Origin of the sequence: Amycolatopsis sp. cmx-8-4, assembly GCF_046548675.1 — a bacterium.
Classification (GTDB): Bacteria; Actinomycetota; Actinomycetes; order Mycobacteriales; family Pseudonocardiaceae; genus Amycolatopsis.
This window is the reverse complement of the sequence record NZ_JAEBDZ010000025.1, coordinates 60,794-82,528: the sequence shown is the minus strand read 5'-3', so window position 1 is coordinate 82,528 and position 21,735 is coordinate 60,794. Positions and strand designations below refer to the sequence as shown.

5 protein-coding genes are annotated in these 21,735 nt (G+C 72.7%); 2 read left to right on the top strand and 3 right to left on the bottom strand.

From position 1 onward, the window contains the following. Positions 1-135: 135 nt before the first annotated feature. The 3 genes from ACLJQZ_RS37535 to ACLJQZ_RS37525 are packed head-to-tail and all read right to left on the bottom strand — an operon-like array spanning position 136 to position 3,040. A complete protein-coding gene (locus tag ACLJQZ_RS37535) occupies positions 136-948 on the bottom strand; it encodes an ABC transporter ATP-binding protein (protein WP_410625110.1) in 813 nt (270 codons plus the stop codon). Positions 949-951: 3 nt separating this feature from the next. Next, a complete protein-coding gene (locus ACLJQZ_RS37530) occupies positions 952-2,001 on the bottom strand; it encodes a FecCD family ABC transporter permease (protein WP_410625108.1) in 1,050 nt (349 codons plus the stop codon). Between the two features lies 1 nt (position 2,002). Then, entirely contained in the window at positions 2,003-3,040 is a 1,038-nt protein-coding gene (locus ACLJQZ_RS37525) for a FecCD family ABC transporter permease (protein ID WP_326953136.1), read from the bottom strand. Positions 3,041-3,176: 136 nt separating this feature from the next. Here ACLJQZ_RS37525 and ACLJQZ_RS37520 point away from each other — a divergent pair, with 136 nt between their 5' ends. Further along, positions 3,177-21,293 (top strand): non-ribosomal peptide synthase/polyketide synthase, encoded by an 18,117-nt coding sequence (locus tag ACLJQZ_RS37520; RefSeq protein ID WP_410625105.1) that lies wholly within the window; start codon positions 3,177-3,179, stop codon positions 21,291-21,293. Beyond that, entirely contained in the window at positions 21,293-21,727 is a 435-nt protein-coding gene (gene panD, locus ACLJQZ_RS37515) for an aspartate 1-decarboxylase (protein ID WP_410625103.1), read from the top strand. Before ACLJQZ_RS37520 ends, panD begins: the two co-directional genes overlap by 1 nt. Positions 21,728-21,735 lie beyond the last annotated feature (8 nt).

Sequence of the window (21,735 nt, the reverse complement as noted above, 5' to 3'; positions counted from 1 at the left end):
CCGGAACACGCCGAGGCTAGCGCGCCGCCCGCCGTCCTGTCACCCGCATAACGCGCCCGCCCTCCCGCGGAATCCCGAAAGCCGTGAAGGCCTCCTTACCGGCCATAAGAGCGGGGAAGGAGGCCTTCACGGCTTTCACGGGAGCGGCGCCGGGTGGTGGCGGCTGATCGGGATCACCATCGGCGTGCCGCTGACCGGGTCCGGGGTGACCTGGCAGCGGACGTCGAAGACCTGCCCGACCAGCTCCTCGGTGATCACCTCGACGGGCTTTCCCGCCGCCACGATCCGGCCGGCCTTCATCGCGATGACGTGGTCGGCGTAGCGGCACGCCTGGGGGAGGTCGTGCAGCACCATCACCACCGTGCGGCCCTCGTCGCGGTTGAGGTCGACGACCAGGTCGAGCACGTCGATCTGGTGCGCCAGGTCGAGGTAGGTCGTCGGCTCGTCCAGCAGCAGCACGGGCGTGCCCTGCGCGACGGCCATCGCGATCCACGCGCGCTGGCGCTGCCCGCCGGACAGCTCGTCGACCGGCCGGTCGGCCAGGTCGGTCAGCTCGGTGGCCGCCAGCGCCGCCCGCACCGCGCCTTCGTCCGAAGTGGACCACTGCCGCCACCAGCTCTGGTGCGGGGCGCGGCCGCGGCCGACGAGGTCGGCCACCGTCATGCCCTCCGGCGCCACCGGGGACTGCGGGAGGATGCCGAGGCGCTGGGCGACCTCGCGGGTCGGCAGGTCGTGGATCGACCGGCCGTCGAGGTAGACCCCGCCCGCTTTCGGCGTCAGCAACCGGGCCAGGGTGCGCAGCAGCGTCGACTTCCCGCAGGCGTTGGCGCCGATGATCGCCGTGATCTCACCCGGCGGGATGTCGAGGTCGAGGCCGTCGATGACCACCCGTTCGTCGTAGGCGACCCGGAGCTGCTCCACCCGCAGCGAGGGGGCGTCGGATGTCATGTGTCAGCCTCCGGAACCGGATCGGTTGGCCCTGGCCAGCAGCCAGAGCAGGAGCGGGGCGCCGAGGACGCCGGTGACGATGCCGACCGGCAGCGCGGACGCGGTGATCTCGCGCGCGATGATGTCGCTGCCCAGCACCACGACCGCGCCGGTGAGCGCGGACGCCGTGATCGGCGGCGACGAGAGCCGCGCGAGCCGTTGCGCGATCTGCGGCGCCGTCAGGGCGACGAACGAGATCGGGCCCGCGGACGCCGTCGCGAAGGCGACCAGGCCGGCGCCGGACAGCAGCAGGCCCAGCCGCACCGGCTGCACCGGCGTGCCGAGCCCGGCCGCCACCTCGTCGCCCAGCAGCAGCGTGCTCATCCACCGCGACAGCGCCAGCACCACCGGCAGCAGCACGCACAGCGCGCCCAGCAACGGGATGACGTGCTCCCAGCCGCGGTTGGCGAGGTTGCCGACCATCCAGCCGATCGCGGCCTGCGCCTCGGTGATCTGCGCGCGGCTGAGCAGGTAGTCGGTCAGGCTGGTGCACATCGCGAAGATCCCGATGCCCACCAGCAGGATCCGGTAGCCGGTGGTGCCGCGCCGCCAGGCGAGCGCGTACACCAGCACCGCCGTGAACAGCCCGCCGAAGAGGCCGAGCGTCGTCGTGCCGAGGCCGCCGCCGAAGCCGAACGCGATCCCGGCGACGACTGCGGTGGCCGCGCCCGCGTTGATGCCGATCATGTCCGGGCTGGCCAGCGGGTTGCGCGTGATGGTCTGGAACACCGCGCCGGACGCGCCGAACGCGATCCCGGCCAGCAGTCCGGTGAGTGCCCGGGGCAGGCGCAGTTCCTGCACGATGTAGCCGTTTCCGCTGTCGCTGCCGCCGAAGAGGCCGGACAGGACGTCGGACACGCTCATCGGGACGTCGCCGATCGTCATGCCGACGCAGAACAGCACGAACGTCAGCACGGCGAGCACGAGGCAGACGATCAGCAGCCGCGGCCGGAACCGGCCCGACACCGGCGGTGTCGTGAGCCGGAAGGTGCGTCGCGCTTGGAGCAAGGCCATGTCAGGTCTCCACGAGCTTGCGCCGGCGAACCAGGTAGATGAAGAACGGCGCGCCGAGGAACGCGACGATCACGCCGGCCCGGATCTCGCTGGGCCGCGCCAGGATCCGGCCGAGGATGTCGGCGGCCAGCAGCAGGCACGGCGCGAGCACCGCGGTGTAGGGCAGCAGCCAGCGGTGGTCCGGGCCGATGACGAACCGCACCGCGTGCGGGACGATCAGGCCGAGGAAGACGATCGGCCCGGCGACGGCGACGGCCGCACCGGTCAGCAGGGTGATCGCGAGCGCGCCACGCAGCCGCAGCGGGCCGAGCTTGCGGCCCAGCGCGATCGCGACGTCGTCGCCGAGGGCGAGGCTGTTCAGCGCCGGGCCGCTCGCGATCGCCAGCACCACGCCGATCACGAGGAACGGCAGGACCTGCAGCAGCGCGCTGCTGTCGACGCCGGCGAGCGAGCCCGCAGACCAGAAGCGGTAGCGGTTGAGCGCCACCGGGTCCGACAGCACCATCGCGCTGGTGAACGAGGCGAGCAACGCTGTGACGGCGGCGCCGGCGAGCGCGAGCTTGACCGGGCTCGACCCGGCACGGCCGCGGGTGCCGAGAAAGTAGACGACGGTCGTCGCGGCCAGCGCACCGGCGAAGGCGAACCAGATGTAGCCGTAGGCCGAGCTGACGCCGAGCACGGTGATCGAGAACACGATGGCGAACGCGGCCCCGGCGCTGACGCCGAGCAGGCCCGGGTCGGCCAGCGGGTTGCGGGTCAGCGCCTGCATCACGCAGCCGGCGAGCCCGAGACCGGCGCCCACCAGCACCGCGAGGAGCGTCCGCGGCATCCGGACACTGTGGATGATCACGGCGTCGGCGGAGCCGTCGTTGTGCCACAGCACCTGCCAGACGGCGCCGAACGAGATCTCCTTCGAACCCAGCCAGATGCTCAGCAGGCACAGCAGAACGAGGACCGCGAGGGCGGCGAGGAACCCGATCGCGCGGCCCGTGTGTGGCGGGCGTCGCGTGAGAGCGATACCTCCGGGGTCTGTTCGCACCGCACCTCCGACTGGTACCAATTTTAGGTAAGGCTAACCGATGGTACAGGAGTGCATCCTTACGCTCGGTTTGTTAGGTTCACCTAAGTTCGCGCCCCGTTTGGGGCGCCGCAAGCAGCGGGAGGCTGGTCTACCGGTGAGCAACGGTGACGCTGTGCAGCAGGTCGCGGACCTCGGGTTCTGGCGTGATCGCCTCGCGTCGGCGCCGAAGGAACTGCCGCTGCCGGTCGACCGGCCCTACCCCGCGGAGCCGGCGCCGCCGCGCGACCGGCTGACCCGGGAGCTGCCGCTGTCACTGGGCGACGACGCGGACCTGCTCGTGTTGTCGGCCTTCGTCGTCCTGCTGCGCCGGTACACCGGCACGGCCGACGTCGTGCTCGGCATCGGCTCGCTGGTCCCGCTGCGCGTCGACCTCGGCGGCTCGCCCGGCTTCGACGACGTCGTCGCGCGCGTGCGTGCGGCTCGCGAGGAGGCCTTGGCGCACGAGGTGCCGTTCGACGACTTGGTCGGCGAGCTGCAACCCGAACGCGGCCGCGGCGGGTCGGTGCTGGTCAACGTCGGCTTCGCCGCCGAGACCGCGTTGCCGCTCGACCTCAACCTGGCTGCGAGCGACGGCGTCCTCGAGGCCCAGTACCGCGGTGACGTCCTCGACAAGTCCACTGTGGACCGCGTGCTCGACCACCTCGAACACCTCCTCGTCGCCGCGCTGGAACGTCCACAGTGGCCGGTCGCGCGGCTCGACCTGGTGCCGGAGCCGGAACTGCGCCGGATGCTCGACGAGTGGAACGACACCGCCCTCGACACGCCGCTGTCGACGCTGCCGGAGCTGTTCGCCGCCCGCGTCCGCGAGGCGCCCGGCTCGGTCGCGCTGGTCTTCGAGGACGTCGAGATCACCTACGCCGAGCTCGACGCGCGGGCGAACCGGCTCGCGCACGTCCTCATCGGGCGCGGCGCCGGGCCCGAGCGCGTGGTCGCGCTGGCCGTGCCGCGGTCGGTCGAGATGATCGTGGCGGAGCTGGCCGTGCTCAAGGCCGGCGCCGCCTACCTGCCGCTGGACCAGGACTACCCGGCCGAACGGATCGCCTTCATGGTGGCCGACGCGGGTCCGGTGTGCGTGGTGACCACGAGTGAGCTGGCCGACCGGTTCGACGGCGACGTCCTCCTGCTCGACGAGACCTCCCTCGACGACGCGCCGGAGACCGACCCGGGTGCGGCGATCGTCCCGGCCAACGCCGCCTACGTCATCTACACCTCTGGCTCCACCGGGCGGCCCAAGGGGGTCGTCGTGTCGCACGCGGGCGTCGCGAAGCTGGTCGTGACGCAGTCCCAGCGGTTCGGCATCGGTCCGCAGAGCCGGGTGCTGCAGTTCGCGTCCCCGAGCTTCGACGTCGCGTTCTGGGACCTCTGCCTCGGGCTGCTCTCCGGCGGACGGCTGGTGGTCGTCCCGGCCGAGCGGCGCGTCCCCGGCCCGGAGCTGGCCGACTACGCGCGCGAGCACGGCGTCGACTTCATGATCCTGCCGCCCGCGCTGCTCGCCGAGTTCCCCGAGGACTGCGACCTCCCGCGCGACAGCGTCCTGCTGGCCGGCACCGAGCGCGTGTCGCCCGAACTGGTCCGGCGGTGGGCGCCGGGACGGCGGATGTTCAACGCCTACGGCCCGACCGAGGCGACCACCAACTCGACGCTCGGGCTCTGCGACCCGGACATCACGCCGGGTTCGGCCGTGCCGATCGGCGTCCCGGACCCCGGCACCCGCGCGTACGTCCTCGACGCGTTCCTCGCGCCGGTCCCGGTCGGCGTCGTGGGGGAGCTGTACCTCGCCGGATCCGGCTTGGCCCGCGGGTACCTCGGACGGGCCGCGCTGACGTCGGAGCGGTTCGTGGCCGACCCGTTCGGTTCCGGCGGCCGGCTCTATCGCACCGGTGACCTGGTGAAGTGGCTGCCGGATGGCCGGCTCGTGTTCCTGGGCCGCGCCGACGACCAGGTCAAGATCCGCGGCTACCGCATCGAACTCGGCGAGATCGAATCCGTGCTGGCCGAGCACCCGCGCGTCGCCCAGTCGGTCGTCGTCGCGCAGGACGGGCAACTCGTCGCCTACGCCGTGCCGGTCCCGGACCGCGCGGCCGAGCAGGGGCACGTCGCCGAGTGGCACGACGTCCACGAGGAGATGCTCGCCGGTTCCACCGGCATCGAGGAGAACTTCGCCGGCTGGAACTCCAGCTACGACGGCTCCGACATTCCCCTCGACGAGATGTGCGAGTGGCACGCGGCGACCATCGAGCGCATCCGCGCCCTGCGGCCGAAGCGGGTCCTGGAGATCGGCGTCGGCAGCGGGCTCATCCTCTCCCGGATCGCCCCGGACGCCGAAACCTACTGGGGTGTCGACCTTTCCGAGAGCGCCGTCGAGAACGTGCGGCGCGAGGTCGCCGCGATGCCGGAGCTGGCGGGCAAGGTCCACCTCGCCGCGCGGCCCGCGCACGACCTCGGCGAACTGCCGGACGAGCCGTTCGACACGGTGATCGTCAACTCGGTCGCCCAGTACTTCCCGAGCGCGGACTACCTCGCCGAAGTCGTCCGGACCGCCACCGGGCTCCTCGCCCCGGGTGGCACGATCTTCCTCGGCGACATCCGCAACCTCCGGTCGCTGCGCGCGTTCCGCACCGCCGTCGAGCTGCGGCACGACCGCGGTGACGTCGCCGCTGTGGACCAGGCGATCGCCCGCGAAGGCGAACTCGTCCTCGATCCCGACTTCTTCCCGGCCCTCGCCCGGAGCCTCGACGGCTTCGACGTCGACCTGTGGGTCAAGCGTGGCGACGCGCACAACGAGCTGACCCGGCACCGCTACGACGTCGTCCTGCGCAAGGCGCCGCGGCCGTCGCCGGCCGAAGAGCAGGTCATCGCGTTCGGCGATCTCGCCGCGGTGGCCGGGTTCCTGGCCGCCGAGACGCCGGAGCGGCTGCGCGTCACCGGCGTGCCGGACGCACGGCTGTCCGGCGAGCTGGCCGCTGTCCGCGCGCTCGACGAAGGTGACCCGACCGCGGTGCGGGCCTTGGACGTGCGTGACGGCGTCGACCCGGAGGACCTGCACCGGCTCGCCGAGCGGGCCGGCTACCGCGTCGCGGTCACGCCCGCCGCGGCCGGGGAGCTGGAAGCCGTCTTCAGCCGGTCGGCACCGGACGCGGCTTACCGGCCGGTGCGGAGCACGGGTGCCCCGGCGTCGTACGCCAACAACCCGGCCGCTCGGCGCGAGACCGGCGCGCTGGTGGCGTCGCTGCGGTCGCACGTGCGAGACCGGCTGCCGCAGTACATGGTGCCCACGGCGTTCGTCGTGCTCGACAAGCTGCCGGTGCTGGCCTCCGGCAAGCTCGACCGCAAGGCCCTGCCGGCGCCGGAGCGGTTCACCGCCGGGCCGGGCCGTGCGCCGCGCAACCCCGTCGAGCAGCTGCTGTGCGAGCTGTTCGCCGACGTCCTCGGCGTGCCGCGGGTCGGACCGGACGACGGCTTCTTCGCCCTCGGCGGGCACTCCCTGATGGCGACGCGGCTGATCCAGCGGATCCGGGCGGCCGTCGGCGCCGACATCCCGGTGCGCGCGGTCTTCGACGCGCCGACCGTGGCCGCCCTCGCGGACCTCCTGGCCGGTGCCGCGTCGGGCACCGAACGGCGTCCCCTCGAACGCTTCGAGGAGCGGCCGGAGCGGCTCCCGCTGTCATTCGCGCAGCAGCGGCTGTGGTTCCTGCACGGTCTCGAAGGCGGGTCGGCGACCTACAACGTCCCGCTCGTCATGCGGCTGTCCGGTGAGCTGGACGTCGAGGCGCTGCGGACCGCGTTGCACGACGTCCTCGGCCGCCACGAAGCACTGCGGACGGTGTTCCCGGTCGTGGACGGCGTGGCCTACCAGCACGTTCTGCCCGCCGTCGAGGTCGACCTGGACGTGCGGACGGTCGCGGAGTCCGAGGTGGACTCCACTGTGGACGCTCTTGTGCGCGCAGTCTTCGATCTCGGCGCCGGGGTGCCCGTCCGTGCCGAGCTGCTGACGATCGACCCGCGCCGGCACGTCCTGGTGCTCGTGGTGCACCACATCGCCGCCGACGGCTGGTCGCTGTCGCCGCTCTGGCGCGACATTGCCACGGCGTACGGCGCCCGCCGGCAGGGCGAAGATCCACAGTGGACGCCGTTGCCGGTCCAGTACGCCGACTACACCCTCTGGCAACGCGAACTCCTCGCCACCGAAGAGACCGCCCAGCTCGACTACTGGCGTGCGACCCTGCGCGACCTGCCCGAGCGGATCAGCCTCCCGCTCGACCGGCCGCACCCGGCGGTATCCGCCTACCGCGGCGGGTTCTTCACCTTCGCCTGGGACGCCGGCCTCCAGGCCGGGCTCGACGACCTCGCGCGGGCGTGCGGCGCCAGCCCGTTCATGGTCGTCCACGCGGGCCTGACCGCGCTGCTGTCCCGCCTCGGCGGCGGCACGGACATCCCGATCGGCACGCCCATCGCCGGCCGGTCCGACCAGGCCCTCGACGACCTCGTCGGCTTCTTCGTCAACACCCTCGTCCTGCGCGTCGACACCGGCGGCGACCCGACGTTCCGCGACCTCGTCGCGCGGGTCCGGGAGCGCAGCCTCGACGCGTACGCCCATCAAGACGTCCCGTTCGAGCGCCTGGTCGAGGCGCTCAACCCGGCACGGTCGCTGGCGCACCACCCGCTGTTCCAGACCATGCTCGCCTGGCAGAACACGCCCGGTTCCGGCGTCGAGCTGCCCGGGCTGACGGTCACCGAGCAGCCCGTCGGCACCGGCACCGCCAAGTTCGACCTCTGGTTCTCCCTGACCGAACACGCCGACGGCATCACCGGCCAGGCCGAGTTCAACGCCGAGGTCTTCGACCGATCCACTGTGGACGCGCTGCTCGCACGGCTGGAAGTCCTGCTGCGCCAGGTGGTCTCGGCCCCGGACCGCCGTCTCGGCTCGCTCGACGTGCTCACCGAGGCGGAGCGTGACGGACTGGACGCCGTCTGGTCCGGCGCCGTCGAGGACGTCCCCGCGGTCACCGTGCCCGAGCTGTTCGCCGCGCAGGTCGCGCGGACGCCGGACCACCCGGCCCTGGTCTTCGAGGATGACCGGCTCACCTACGCCGAGCTGGACGCCGCGTCGAACCGCCTGGCCCAGGCCCTCATCGCGCGCGGCGCGGGACCCGAGAAGGTGGTCGCGCTCGCGTTGCCGCGCTCGACGCATCTGGTCACGGCCATCCTCGCCGTGCTCAAGGCGGGCGCCGCCTACCTGCCGCTCGACCCCGGTTACCCGGCCGAGCGGATCGCCTTCATGCTCGAAGACGCCCAGCCGGCGCTGGTGCTGGCCACGACGGAGACCGCTGTCCCCGGCGCGCTGCTGCTGGACGAGCCCGTGACGGCGGCCGGGTTCCCGGCGAAGGCGCCGGACGTCGTGCTCCGGCCGGAAAACCCGGCCTACGTCATCTACACCTCCGGCTCGACGGGCCGGCCCAAGGGTGTCGTCGTGCCGCACGCGGGCATCGTCAACCGTCTCTTGTGGATGCAGCACGAGTACGGCCTGACCGGCGACGACCGGGTGCTGCAGAAGACGCCGTCCAGCTTCGACGTCTCCGTCTGGGAGTTCCTCTGGCCGCTGCTCACCGGCGCCACCGAGGTCGTGGCCCGGCCCGACGGCCACAAGGACCCGGCCTACCTCGCGCGGCTGATCCGCGAGCACGACGTCACGACCGTCCACTTCGTCCCGTCGATGCTCCAGGTCTTCCTGCAGGAGCCGGCCGCGGGGGAGTGCAGGAGCCTGCGGCGGGTCCTGTGCAGTGGTGAGGCGCTGCCGCCCGAGGCCGTCGTCCGGTTCGGGCAGGTCCTGGACGCCGAGCTGCACAACCTCTACGGCCCCACCGAAGCCTCGGTCGACGTCACGTCCTGGCGCACCTCGCCCGACGAGACGACCGTCCCGATCGGACGTCCGGTGTGGAACACCCGCACGTACGTCCTCGACGCCGCACTGCGGCCGGTCCCGCTGGGCACGCCCGGTGAGCTGTACCTCGCCGGAGTCCAGCTCGCCCGCGGTTACCTGGGACGTCCCGGGTTGAGCGCGGAGCGGTTCGTCGCCTCGCCGTTCGAGCCGGGGGAGCGGATGTACCGCACCGGTGACGTCGCCCGGTTCCGCGCCGACGGCGTGTGCGAGTTCCTCGGCCGCGGTGACGAGCAGATCAAGATCCGCGGCTTCCGCGTCGAACCGGGCGAGATCGCCGCGACGCTCGCCGCGCACGACGACGTCGCCCACGCCGTCGTCGTCGCCCGCGAGGACCGGCCGGGCGACGTCCGGCTGGTCGGGTACGTCGTGCCCGCCGAAACCCCCGCGTCGGCCACGGACGAGACCGAGCAGGTCGGCGAGTGGCGCGAGCTGTACGACTCGATGTACTCCGGCGCCACCGACGACTTCGAAGGCTGGAACTCCAGCTACACCGGCGAGCCGATCCCGCGAGACGAGATGCGGGAGTGGCGCGACGCCATCGTCACGCGGATCCGCGAGACGCGGCCGCGGCGCGTGCTGGAACTCGGCGTCGGCACCGGCCTGCTGCTGACCGAGCTGGCCCCGCACTGCGAGTCGTACTGGGGCACGGACTTCTCGGCCGAGGTCATCACGTCACTGGGCCGCCGGGTCGAAGCCGACCCCGCGCTCGCGGACCGCGTCGAGCTGCGCACCGGCGACGCCGCCGACGTCTCCGGCCTGCCTTCCGGGTACTTCGACACGATCGTGCTCAACTCGGTCGTCCAGTATTTTCCGAGCGGGACGTACTTGGTCGATGTGCTGCGAAAGGCGCTGGGTCTCCTCGCGCCGGGCGGCACGGTGTTCGTCGGCGACGTCCGCGACCTGCGTCAGGTCCGGGCGTTCCACACCGAGGTCGCCCGGCAGCGCGGGGGAGACGTCGAGCAGGCCCTGTTGCGGGAGAAGGAACTCCTAGTCGCTCCAGAGTTCTTCGCCGGGCTTGAGGGCGTCACGGCGGACATCCGCGTCAAGCGCGGGCGCGGCGTCAACGAACTCACGCAGTTCCGCTACGACGTCGTGCTCCACACGTCACCTGTCGAGGCACCGGCGGTCGAGACGCTGACCTGGGGCATCGACGTGTCCACAGTGGACGAAGTCGTGCTCGACGGTGGTGTCCGGATCAACGGCGTGCCGAACGGGCGCACCACCGACGGCGTCAACCCGCAGGACTGGTACGACCTGGGCGACGCCCACGGCTACACCACGGCCGTCACCTGGTCGGCCGAAGGTGACGGCTCGGTCGACGTCGTGTTCACGACCGGCTCGGTCGCCGGTGCCTTCCGGCCCGGATCAGAGCCGCTGCTGTCCTACACCGGCAACCCCGGCCGCTTCCGCCGGATCAGCACGCTGTCCACCGACCTCCGAGCGCTGGCCGCCGAAAGCCTGCCGGAGCACATGGTCCCGTCGGCGATCGTCGTGCTCGACGCGCTCCCGGTGACGGCCAACGGCAAGCTCGACCGCCGCGCCCTGCCCTCACCCGACCCGGTCGCGCCGACGTCCGGCCGCGAGCCGCGCACGCCCGTCGAACGGCAGCTCTGCGAGCTGTTCGCCGACGTCCTCGGCCTGCCGCGGGTCGGCCCGGACGACAGCTTCTTCACCCTCGGCGGCCACTCGCTGCTGGCCACCCGGCTCATCGCCCGCATCCGCACGACCCTGAACGCCGAGCTGGAAGTCCGGTCGGTGTTCGAGACGCCGACCGCCGCGGGCCTGGCCGAGCTGATCTCCGCCGGCAGCGGACCCGCCCGGCCACCGCTGGTCCCGGTGGACCGACCGGCGCTGGTGCCGCTGTCGGGCGCCCAGCAGCGGTTGTGGTTCCTGCACCACCTCGAAGGCCCGTCGGCCACCTACAACGTGCCGCTGATCATGCGCCTCGACGGCGACCTGGACGTCGAGGCGCTGCGGGCCGCACTGTCCGACGTGGTCGAGCGCCACGAGGCGCTGCGGACCCGCTTCCCGCAGCACGACGGCGTGCCGTACCAGGACATCCTTCCGCCGTCCGCGGTCGACCTGCCGGTGCGCGAGGTCGCCGACCTCGACAGCGCCCTGACCGGCCTCGTCCGGGGCTCGTTCGACCTCGAACAGCACGCGCCGATGCGCGCGGAACTGCTGCGACTCGACGATGGCGAGCACGTGCTCGCGCTCGTGTTCCACCACATCGCGTCCGACGGCTGGTCGATGGCGCCCCTGTGGCGCGACATCGCCACGGCCTACACCGCGCGCCGCGCCGGCGAGCGTCCCGAGTGGACGCCGTTGCCGGTGCAGTACGCGGACTACACGCTGTGGCAACAGGACCTGCTCGGCCGCGAGGACGACCCGGACAGCGTCCTCACCGCCCAGCTCGACTACTGGCGCGAGGCGCTCGACGGCCTGCCCGACCGGATCGAGCTGCCTCTCGACCGGCCGCACCCGTCCACCGCGACCTTCCGCGGCGAACTGCACACCTTCACCTGGGACGCCGACCTCCACACCGGACTGTCCACTGTGGCCCGCGAGTGCGGCGCCAGCGTGTTCATGGTCGTGCACGCGGCCCTCGCCGCGTTGCTGACGCGGCTGGGTGCGGGCCCGGACGTCCCGATCGGCTCACCCATCGCCGGGCGCACCGACCAGGCCCTCGACGACCTCGTCGGGTTCTTCGTCAACACCCTGGTGCTGCGCGTCGACACCGCGGGCGAGCCGACGTTCCGCGACCTGGTCGGCCGCGTCCGCGAACGCAACCTCGACGCGTACGCCCACCAGGACGTCCCGTTCGAGCGCTTGGTCGAGATCCTCAACCCGGCGCGTTCGCTGTCGTACCACCCGTTGTTCCAGGTGATGATCGCCGGGCAGAACAACACCCGCGCCGAGGTCACCCTGCCCGGTCTGACCGTCACCGAGATCCCGGTGACCACCGGGACGTCGAAGTTCGACCTCTCGATTTCGCTCACCGAGCGTGAAGCCGGGATCGACGGCGTGCTGGAGTTCAACGCGGACGTCTTCGACCACCCGGGTGCCGACGCCATCCTGCGCCGTCTCGAAGTGCTGCTGCGCGCGGCCCTGGCCGAGCCCGACCGCGCGGTTGGCGCCCTGGACCTCCTCGAAGGCGACGAACGCGACCTGGTGCTGACCCGCTGGGCCGGGTCCCTTGAACCGGCGGGAACGGAGACGTTCCCCGGTCTCTTCGCCCAGCGTGTCGAAGAGGCTCCGGACGCCGTGGCGCTCGTTTTCGAGGACGTCGAGCTGACCTACGCCGACCTCGACGCGCAGGCCAACCAGCTCGCGCACCTGCTGATCGAGCGCGGGGCCGGGCTCGAAAAGGTCGTCGCGCTGGCCGTGCCGCGGTCGGTCGACATGATCGTCGCCGAGCTGGCCGTGCTCAAGGCGGGCGCCGCGTACTTGCCGGTCGACGTCGACTACCCGGGCGACCGGATCGCGTTCATGGTCTCCGACGCCAAGTCGGTGTGCGTGGTGACCACGCGGGAGATCGACGGCAAACTGCCCGCCGACGTGCCGCGGGTCTTCCTGGACGACCCGGCGCTCGTCGAGATGTCCACTGTGGACCCGGCCGTGCCGGTGAAACCCGAGAACGCGGCGTACGTGATCTACACGTCCGGGTCGTCCGGCCGCCCCAAGGGTGTTGTGCTGCAGCACTCCGGCGTCGCGAAGCTGGTGGCGACGCAGGTCGAGCGGTTCGGGATCGGGCCGCACAGCCGGGTCCTGCAGTTCGCGTCACCGAGCTTCGACGTCGCGTTCTGGGACCTCTGCCTGGGGCTGTTGTCCGGCGGCCGCCTGATCGTCGTCCCGGCCGAGCGCCGGGTCGCCGGGCCCGCGCTGACCGAGTACGCGCACGAGCACGGCGCGGATTTCATGATCCTCCCGCCCGCGCTGCTCGACGCGATGCCGGCGGACTGCGACCTGCCGCGCGACAGCGTCCTGCTCGCGGGCACCGAGCGCGTGTCGCCGGAGCTGATCCGACGGTGGGCGCCGGGCCGGCGGATGTTCAACGCCTACGGCCCGACCGAGGCGACCACGAACTCGACGCTCGGCGAGAGCGACCCGGTCGAACTCGCCGACGCGACCGTCGTGCCCATCGGCATCCCCGACCCTGGGACCCGCGCGTACGTCCTCGACGCCGGGCTGCGGCCGGTTCCGCCGGGCGTGGTGGGGGAGCTGTACCTCGCCGGCTCCGGCCTAGCCCGCGGGTACCTCGGCCGTGCCGGGCTGACGTCCGAGCGGTTCGTCGCGGACCCGTTCGGGTCCGGCGGCCGGCTCTACCGCACCGGTGACCTGGTGAAATGGCTGCCGGACGGCCGGCTCGTCTTCCTGGGCCGGGCCGACGACCAGGTCAAGATCCGCGGCTACCGCATCGAGCCGGGCGAGATCGAAGCCGTCATCACCGAGCACCCGGCCGTCGCGCAGTCCGTCGTGCTGGCCCAGGACGGGCGGCTCGTCGCCTACGCCGTCCCGGCCGCGAGCCGCGACGAAGAAGCCGAGCTGGACCACGTCGGCGAGTGGCGTGAACTGCACGAGAACGTCTTCGACGACGCGGCGTCCGGGGGTTTCGAGGAGAACTTCACGGGGTGGAACTCGAGCTACGACGGCTCGGAGATCCCCCTCGGCGAGATGCGCGAGTGGCACGCGGCGACGATCGAGCGCATCCAGGCGCTGCGGCCGAAGCGGGTCCTCGAGATCGGCGTCGGGTCGGGGCTCGTTCTCTCTCGGATCGCGCCGGACGCCGAGGCGTACTGGGGCGTCGACCTGTCCGAGAAGGCGATCGCCAACCTACGCCGCGAGCTGGCCGGACGGCCGGACCTGGCGGGCAAGGTGCACGTCGCGGCCCGGCCGGCACACGACCTCGGCGAGCTGCCGGACGAGCCGTTCGACACGGTGATCATCAACTCCGTGGCGCAGTACTTCCCGAGCGTCGACTACTTCGCCGAGGTCATCCGGACCGCCGCCGCGCGCGTCCGGCCCGGCGGCGTGCTCTTCCTGGGCGACATCCGGAACCTGCGGTCCCTGCGGGCGTTCCGCACGGCGACCGAACTGCGGCACGGCCGCCGGAGCGTCGCCGCGGTCGACCAGGCCGTCGCCCGCGACGGCGAACTCGTCCTCGACCCGGACTTCTTCACCGCGGTGGCCCGCGAGCTGGACGGCTTCGACGACGTCGACCTGTGGTTCAAGCGCGGCCGCGCGCACAACGAGCTGACCCGGCACCGCTACGACGTCGTCCTGCGGAAGGCGCCGAAGCCAGCTCCGGTCGACGAGCAGGTCGTCACGTTCGAGTCCGTCGCGGAGCTGGAGCGGCTGCTGGCCGAGCACCCCGCGCGGCTGCGCATCACCGGCGTGCCGAACGCCCGCCTGTCCGGCGAGCTGGCCGCCGTCGCCGCGCTGGCCGCAGGCGACGCGGACGCGGCTCTGTCCTCTTTGGACAGTGAACCGTCCGGAGTGGACCCCGAGACGTTGCAGGAACTGGGCGCGCGCTTGGGCTACCGGGTGTACCCGACGGTTACCGCGCAAGAGGGCGCGCTGGAGGTCGTGTTCACCACCGGCGACCCGGTGCGGATCCATCGCACCCGGCCGGTGCGGGCCGCGCTCGGCACCCTGGGCAACCACCCGGCGGGCCAGCGCGACACGAGTGCGCTGGTGACGGCGTTGCGAGCGCACGTCCGAGACCGGCTGCCGCAGTACATGGTGCCCTCGGCGTTCGTCGTGCTCGACCGGCTGCCGCTGCTCGCCTCCGGCAAGCTCGACCGCCGCGCGCTGCCGAGCCCGGACAGGCAGGAAGCCACCGCCGGACGTGCCCCGCGAACCCCGGTCGAGGAAGTCCTGTGCGGCCTCTTCGCCGAGGTAGTCAACACTGTCGCCATCGGCGTCGACGACGACTTCTTCGCCCTCGGCGGCCACTCGCTGATGGCGACGCGGCTGGTCGCGCGGCTGCGCGCGGTGTTCGGCGTCGAGCTGCAGGTGCGGTCGGTGTTCGAGACGCCGACCGTCGCCGGGCTCGCCGCGCTGCTGTCCACTCTGGACTCGTCGGTCGCCCGGCCCGCCCTCGTGCCCGCCGACCCGCGACCCGACGCGCTGCCGCTGTCGTTCGCCCAGCAGCGGCTGTGGTTCCTGCACCGGCTGGAAGGCCCGTCGGCGACGTACAACATGCCGACCGCGGTCCGGCTCACCGGCGACCTCGACGTCACCGCCCTGCGGGCCGCGCTGTCCGATGTCGTCGAGCGGCACGAAGCCCTGCGGACCGTGTTCCCGGAGATCGACGGCGAAGCCCGCCAGCTGATCCTCGACGACGTCGAGATCCCGCTGTGCACCCGCGACGTCACCGAGGCGACGCTCGCCGACGCGGTGTCCGACGTGGCCCGGACGGTGTTCGAGCTGGAGTCGGAAGTCCCGTTGCGGGCGGAGCTGCTGCGGCTGGGCGCCCGTGACCACGTCCTGGCGCTGGTGTTCCACCACATCGCCTCGGACGGCTGGTCGACCGCGCCGCTGTGGCGCGACCTCGCCACCGCCTACACCGCCCGCCGCGCCGGCGAGCGTCCCGAGTGGACGCCGTTGCCGGTGCAGTACGCGGACTACACGCTGTGGCAACGCGACGTCCTCGGCGAGCAGGTCATCGAACCGCAGCTGGCCTACTGGCGCGAGACCCTCGCGGACCTGCCGGAACGCATCGAGCTGCCGACCGACCGCCCGCACCCGGCGGAAACGTCCTACCAGGGCGAACAGTTCTCCTTCGGCTGGGACGCCGACCTCCACAGTGGACTCGTCGACCTGGCCCGCGCGTGCGGCGCCAGCGTGTTCATGGTCGTGCACGCCGGCCTCACCGCCGTGCTGACCCGGCTCGGCGCGGGCACCGACGTCCCGATCGGCACGTCCATCGCCGGCCGCACCGACCAGGCCCTCGACGACCTCGTCGGGTTCTTCGTCAACACCCTGGTCCTGCGTGTCGGCACCGACGGCGACCCGTCGTTCCGCGACCTGGTCGCCCGGGTGCGCGACCGGAGCCTGGACGCGTACGCGCACCAGGACGTCCCGTTCGAGCGCCTGGTGGAGGCGCTCAACCCGACCCGCTCGCTGGCGTACGCGCCGCTGTTCCAGACGATGCTCGCCTGGCAGAACAACGCCGTCGCCGACCTCGGCCTGCCGGGCCTGACCTTCGAGGAGGAACCGGTCCGCACCGGCACCGCCCGCGCCGACCTGACGCTCTTCGTCGGCGAGCGGCCCGGCAACCAGACCGGCATCCGCGGCACCGCCGAGTACAACAGCGACGTCTTCGACCGCGCGAGCGTCGAAGCGATCCTGGGGCGGCTCCGCGCGTTGCTGCGCGCGGCCGTCGCCGACCCGGACACCCGCATCGGCGCGATCGACCTGCTCACCGCCGCCGAGCACGACCAGCTCGCCGCCGATCCCGCGACTCCGCTGCCCGCGGAGACGATCGCGGAGCTGTTCGCCGCTCAGGTGGCCCGCACCCCGGACGCCACGGCGTTGGTGTTCGGCGCGGACCGATTGACGTACGCCGAACTGGACGTCCGGGCGGCGACGCTGGCTCGCGCGCTCCTCGCTCGGGGCGCTGGCCCGGAGAGGGTGGTCGCGGTGGCGCTGCCGCGGTCCGTCGAGCTGGTGACCGCGCTCCTCGCGGTGCTCAAGACCGGTGCCGCGTACCTCCCGCTGGACCTGAACCACCCGGCCGAGCGCGTCGAGCTGATGCTCACCGACGCGGCACCGCATCTGGTCGTCGCCCACGACGGGTTCGGCGATCGCCTGGTACGGCCGGACGAAATCGCCGCCGAACCGGCCGCCTGGCCGGAGATCAGGCCGGAGAACCCGGCGTACGTGATCTTCACCTCCGGCTCGACCGGACGGCCGAAAGCCGTCGCGGGCACCCAGCTGGCGCTGGCCAACCGGCTGCACTGGGGCCGGGAGCTCGCCCCGGGCGTGCGCGTCGCGAAGAGCGCGCTGACGTTCATCGACGGATCGACCGAGCTGCTCGGCGGGCTCGTCGCGGGCGACCCGGTGGTCCTCGCCGACGACGTGACGGCCACCGACCCGCACGCGCTCGCCGAACTGGTGCGCAGCAGCGGCGCCCAGGTGCTGACCGTCGTGCCCAGCCTGCTCGACACCTTCGTGGAAGACGTGGAAGACACCGCCGTCGACTCGGTCACGACGTGGATTACCAGTGGCGAACCGCTTTCCGCGGCCCTCGCCGCGAAGGTGGCCCGGCGCTGGCCGTCGGCGAAGCTGGTGAACCTGTACGGCTGCTCGGAGGTCGCGGGGGACAGCCTGGCGCAGGTCTGCGGTCCGGTGGCCATCGGACGGCCCGTCGCGAACACCCGCGCGTACGTCCTCGACGCCACCCTGCGGCCGGTGCCGCCGGGTGTGCGCGGCGAGCTGTACCTGGCCGGTGCCGGGCTCGCCCGGGGTTATCTCGGCCGTCCCGCGTTGAGCGCGGAACGGTTCGTGGCCTCGCCGTTCGAGCCGGGGGAGCGGATGTACCGCACCGGCGACCTGGTCCGGCGGCGTCCGGACGGTGCGCTGGAGTTCCTCGGCCGCGCCGACCAGCAGATCAAGATCCGTGGCTTCCGCGTCGAGCCGGGCGAGGTCGAAGCCGTGCTGACGGCCGACCCGTCGGTGGCCCGCGCGGTCGTGATCGCCCGCGAGAACCGCCTGGTCGCCTACGTCGTGGGCGACCGCCCCGACCCGGTGGCACTGCGGACGTCGGCCGCCGCGCGGCTGCCGGAGTACCTCGTGCCCTCGGCGATCGTCGTGCTGCCGGAACTGCCGGTGAACGCCAACGGCAAGCTCGACCGCCGCGCGCTTCCGGCCCCCGAGGCCCGCACCACCGGACGCGTCGCGCGGACTCCGGCCGAGCAGGCGCTGTGCGCACTGTTCGCGGATGTCCTCGGCGTCGCGTCGGTCGGCCCGGACGACGGCTTCTTCACCCTCGGCGGGCACTCGCTGCTGGCGACGCGCCTGGTCAGCCGCATCCGCGCGCTGCTCGGTGTCGAGGTGCCGATCCGGGCGGTGTTCGACGCGCCGACCCCGGCCCGCCTCGCGTCGTTGCTCGACCCCGGCCGCAGCAGCCGTCCGGCGCTGGTGCCGGTTCAGCGGCCGGACGTCCTGCCGCTGTCGTTCGCCCAGCAGCGCCTGTGGTTCCTCGACCGCCTGGACGGGCTGTCCGCGACCTACAACATCCCGTGGGCGTGGGAGCTGACCGGACCGGTCGACGCCGACGCGCTGCGGGCGGCCCTCGGGGACGTCGTGGCCCGCCACGAGATCCTCCGGACGGTCCTCGCCGAGGACCACGGCACGCCGCGGCAGATCGTGCTGAACGCCGGCGACGAACGCGCCCGCCCGGTGCTGGTCACCGAGACGGTGGCCGAAGCGGACCTCGCGGACAGCGTCGTCGCGGCGGCGTCGTACTGCTTCACCCTCGACGCCGAGATCCCGGTGCGGGCCACGCTCGTCTCCGCCGGGCCGGAGCGGCACGTGTTCGTGCTGCTGGTGCACCACATCGCGGGCGACGGCTGGTCGCTCCCGCCGTTGAAGCGCGACCTCGACACCGCCTACGCCGCCCGCCGGCGTGGTGAGCGTCCACAGTGGACGCCGTTGCCGGTGCAGTACGCCGACTACACGCTGTGGCAGCGCGAGATGTTCGGCCGCGCCGACGACCCGGACAGCCTGCTCGGCCGGCAAGCGATGTTCTGGCGCGACACCCTCGCCGGGATCCCGGACGAGCTGGCCCTCCCGGCGGACCGGCCGCGCCCGGCGCGCTCGACGAACCGCGGCGCGGCGGTGCCGTTCACCGTGTCCGGCGAGGTGCACCGCGGCCTGCGCGACCTCGCCCACGGCAGCGACACCAGCACGTTCATGGTCCTGCAGGCGGCGCTGGCCGCGTTGCTGACCCGGCTCGGCGCGGGCACCGACATCCCGCTCGGCACCCCGGTGGCCGGCCGGATGGACCACGCCCTGGAGGATCTGGCCGGGTTCTTCGTCAACACGCTCGTGCTGCGCACGGACACCGAGGGCGACCCGACGTTCCGCGAGCTGCTCGCCCGGGTCCGCGAGGCCGACCTGGCCGCGTACGCCCACCAGGACCTGCCGTTCGAGCACCTCGTCGAGCTGCTCAACCCGGCCCGGTCCCTGGCCCGGCACCCGCTGTTCCAGGTCATGCTCGCGGTCTACCACTCGGGTTCCGAGCCGGAACGGCTGCTCGGCCTCGACGCGGCCTACCGCGACACCGGGCTGCGGCAGGCGAAGTTCGACCTGTCGTTCGACCTGGTCGAGACGCCTGACGGCATCGAGGGTGACCTCGAGTTCAGCCTCGACCTGTTCGACGAGCCGACCGCCCGGACGCTCACCGAGCGCCTGGTGCGGCTGATGAGCGCCGTCGTCGCCGACCCGGACCGGCCGCTGAGCCGGATCGACGTCCTGGAACCGCTAGAGCGGCAACGGATCCTCGGCGAGTGGGGGATCGGCGCGCCGGTGACCACGGCGGCGCCGACGGTCGTCGACCGGCTGGCCGCGCAGGTGGCGGCGACCCCGGACGCGACCGCGCTGAGCGACGCGCACGAGAGCGTCACCTTCCGCGAGTTCGCCGCGCGGACCGACCGGCTGGCTCGGTGGCTGACAGCACACGGCGCCGGGCCCGAGCAGGTGGTGGCCCTGGTGCTGCCGCGCTCGGCGGCGGTCGTCGAGGCGATCTTCGGCGTGTTCAAGTCGGGTGCGGCTTACCTGCCGGTGGACCCGGACCAGCCGGCGGACCGGATCGCGGCGGTCCTCGCCGATTCCGGGGCTTCGCTGGTCCTGACCAGCCGTGCGCTGGCCGCACCGGTGCCGGGGGCGTTGTTCGTGGAGGACATTGTGGACAGTGCCGCGGCGCTGACCCCGCCGTCGCCCGCCAACCCGGCGTACGTGCTCTACACGTCCGGCTCCACGGGCAAGCCCAAGGGTGTCGTCATCCCGCACTCCGGGCTGGTGAACCTGTTCCACAGTCACCGCGAGACGCTCTATCGCCCGGCAGTCGCCGCGGCGGGCGGACGGCGGCTGCGGGTCGGGCACGCGTGGGCGTTCTTCTTCGACGCGTCCTGGCAGCCGCAGCTGTGGATGCTGGACGGCCACGAGGTGCACGTCGTCGACGACGACACCCGCCGTGACCCGGACCGGCTCGCCGCGGTGGTGCGCGAGCGCGGGCTCGACTTCCTCGAGCTGACGCCGTCGCACTTCGCGCAGCTCGCGGCGGCCGGGGTGGTGGAGGACGGTTCGTGCGCCCTGGGCGTCGTCGGCGTCGGCGGCGAAGCCGTTTCCCAGTCGCTGTGGGAAGAGCTGCGGTCGTTCCCGGGCACCGAGGCGTACAACCTGTACGGCCCGACGGAGGCCACCGTGGACGCCCTGGTCGGCCGGGTCGCGGACAGCGAGCGGCCGGTGGTCGGCCGTCCGGTGCACAACGCCCGGGCCTACGTCCTCGACGGCGGGCTCACCCTGGTCCCGGCCGGCGTGCCCGGCGAGCTGTACCTGGCCGGCGCCGGGCTCGCCCGCGGCTACCACGACCGGCCCGCGCTCACCGCGGACCGGTTCGTCGCGGACCCGTTCGGGCCGCCGGGGGAGCGGATGTACCGCACCGGCGACCTGGTGCGCTGGCGCCCGGACGGCCAGCTCGAGTACCTCGGCCGCACCGACGACCAGGTGAAGATCCGCGGCTTCCGGATCGAGCCGGGCGAGATCGAGACGGCCCTCGCACGGCATTCCGACGTCGGCCAGGCGCTCGTGATCGTCCGCGAGGACCGGCCGGGGGACAAGCGGCTGGTCGCGTACACGACACCGGCGTCCGCGGATCCCCGGCGGCTGCGGGAGTTCGTGGCCCGCACGCTGCCGGAGTACATGGTGCCCGCGGCGATCGTCCCGCTGGACGCGTTCCCCGTGACGCGCAACGGGAAGCTCGACAAGGCGGCCCTGCCGGTGCCGGAGCTGGAGGCCCGCGGTCGGGCCCCCGAGACGCCGCTGGAGAAGACCCTCTGCGAGGTGTTCGCGGAGGTACTGGACGTCGGCACGGTCGGTGCCGACGACGACCTGTTCGCCCTCGGCGGCCATTCGATGCTGCTGGTGGTCCTGCGCAACCGGATCACCGAACGGACCGGGACCGAGCTCCCGATCGCCGAGTTCTTCCGCACCCCCACCGCGGCCGGCCTCGCCGCGCTGCTGACCGACACACAAGGAAACTGATGCACCGCACCCTGATGAACGCCAAGATCCACCGCGCCACGGTCACCCAGGCCGACCTGCACTACGTCGGCTCCCTGACCATCGACGCCGATCTGATGGCGGCCGCGGACATCGTCGAAGGCGAGCAGGTCCAGATCGTCGACATCACCAACGGCGCCCGCCTGGAGACCTACGCGATCACCGGCGAGCCCGGCACCGGCGTGATCGGGATCAACGGCGCGGCCGCGCACCTGGTGCACCCGGGCGACCTGGTCATCATCATCACCTACGCCCAGGTCGAAGAGGCCGAGCGTGCCGCGCACCGGCCGCGGGTGGTGCACGTCGACGCCGACAACCGCCAGGTCCACCTGGGACACGACCCCGCCGAGCCGGTTCCCGGCGCGCAGCCCAGCTGTCCGGTCGGAATTGACGCAGGTGGGGGTCGACACAGGTAGGTCGCGGT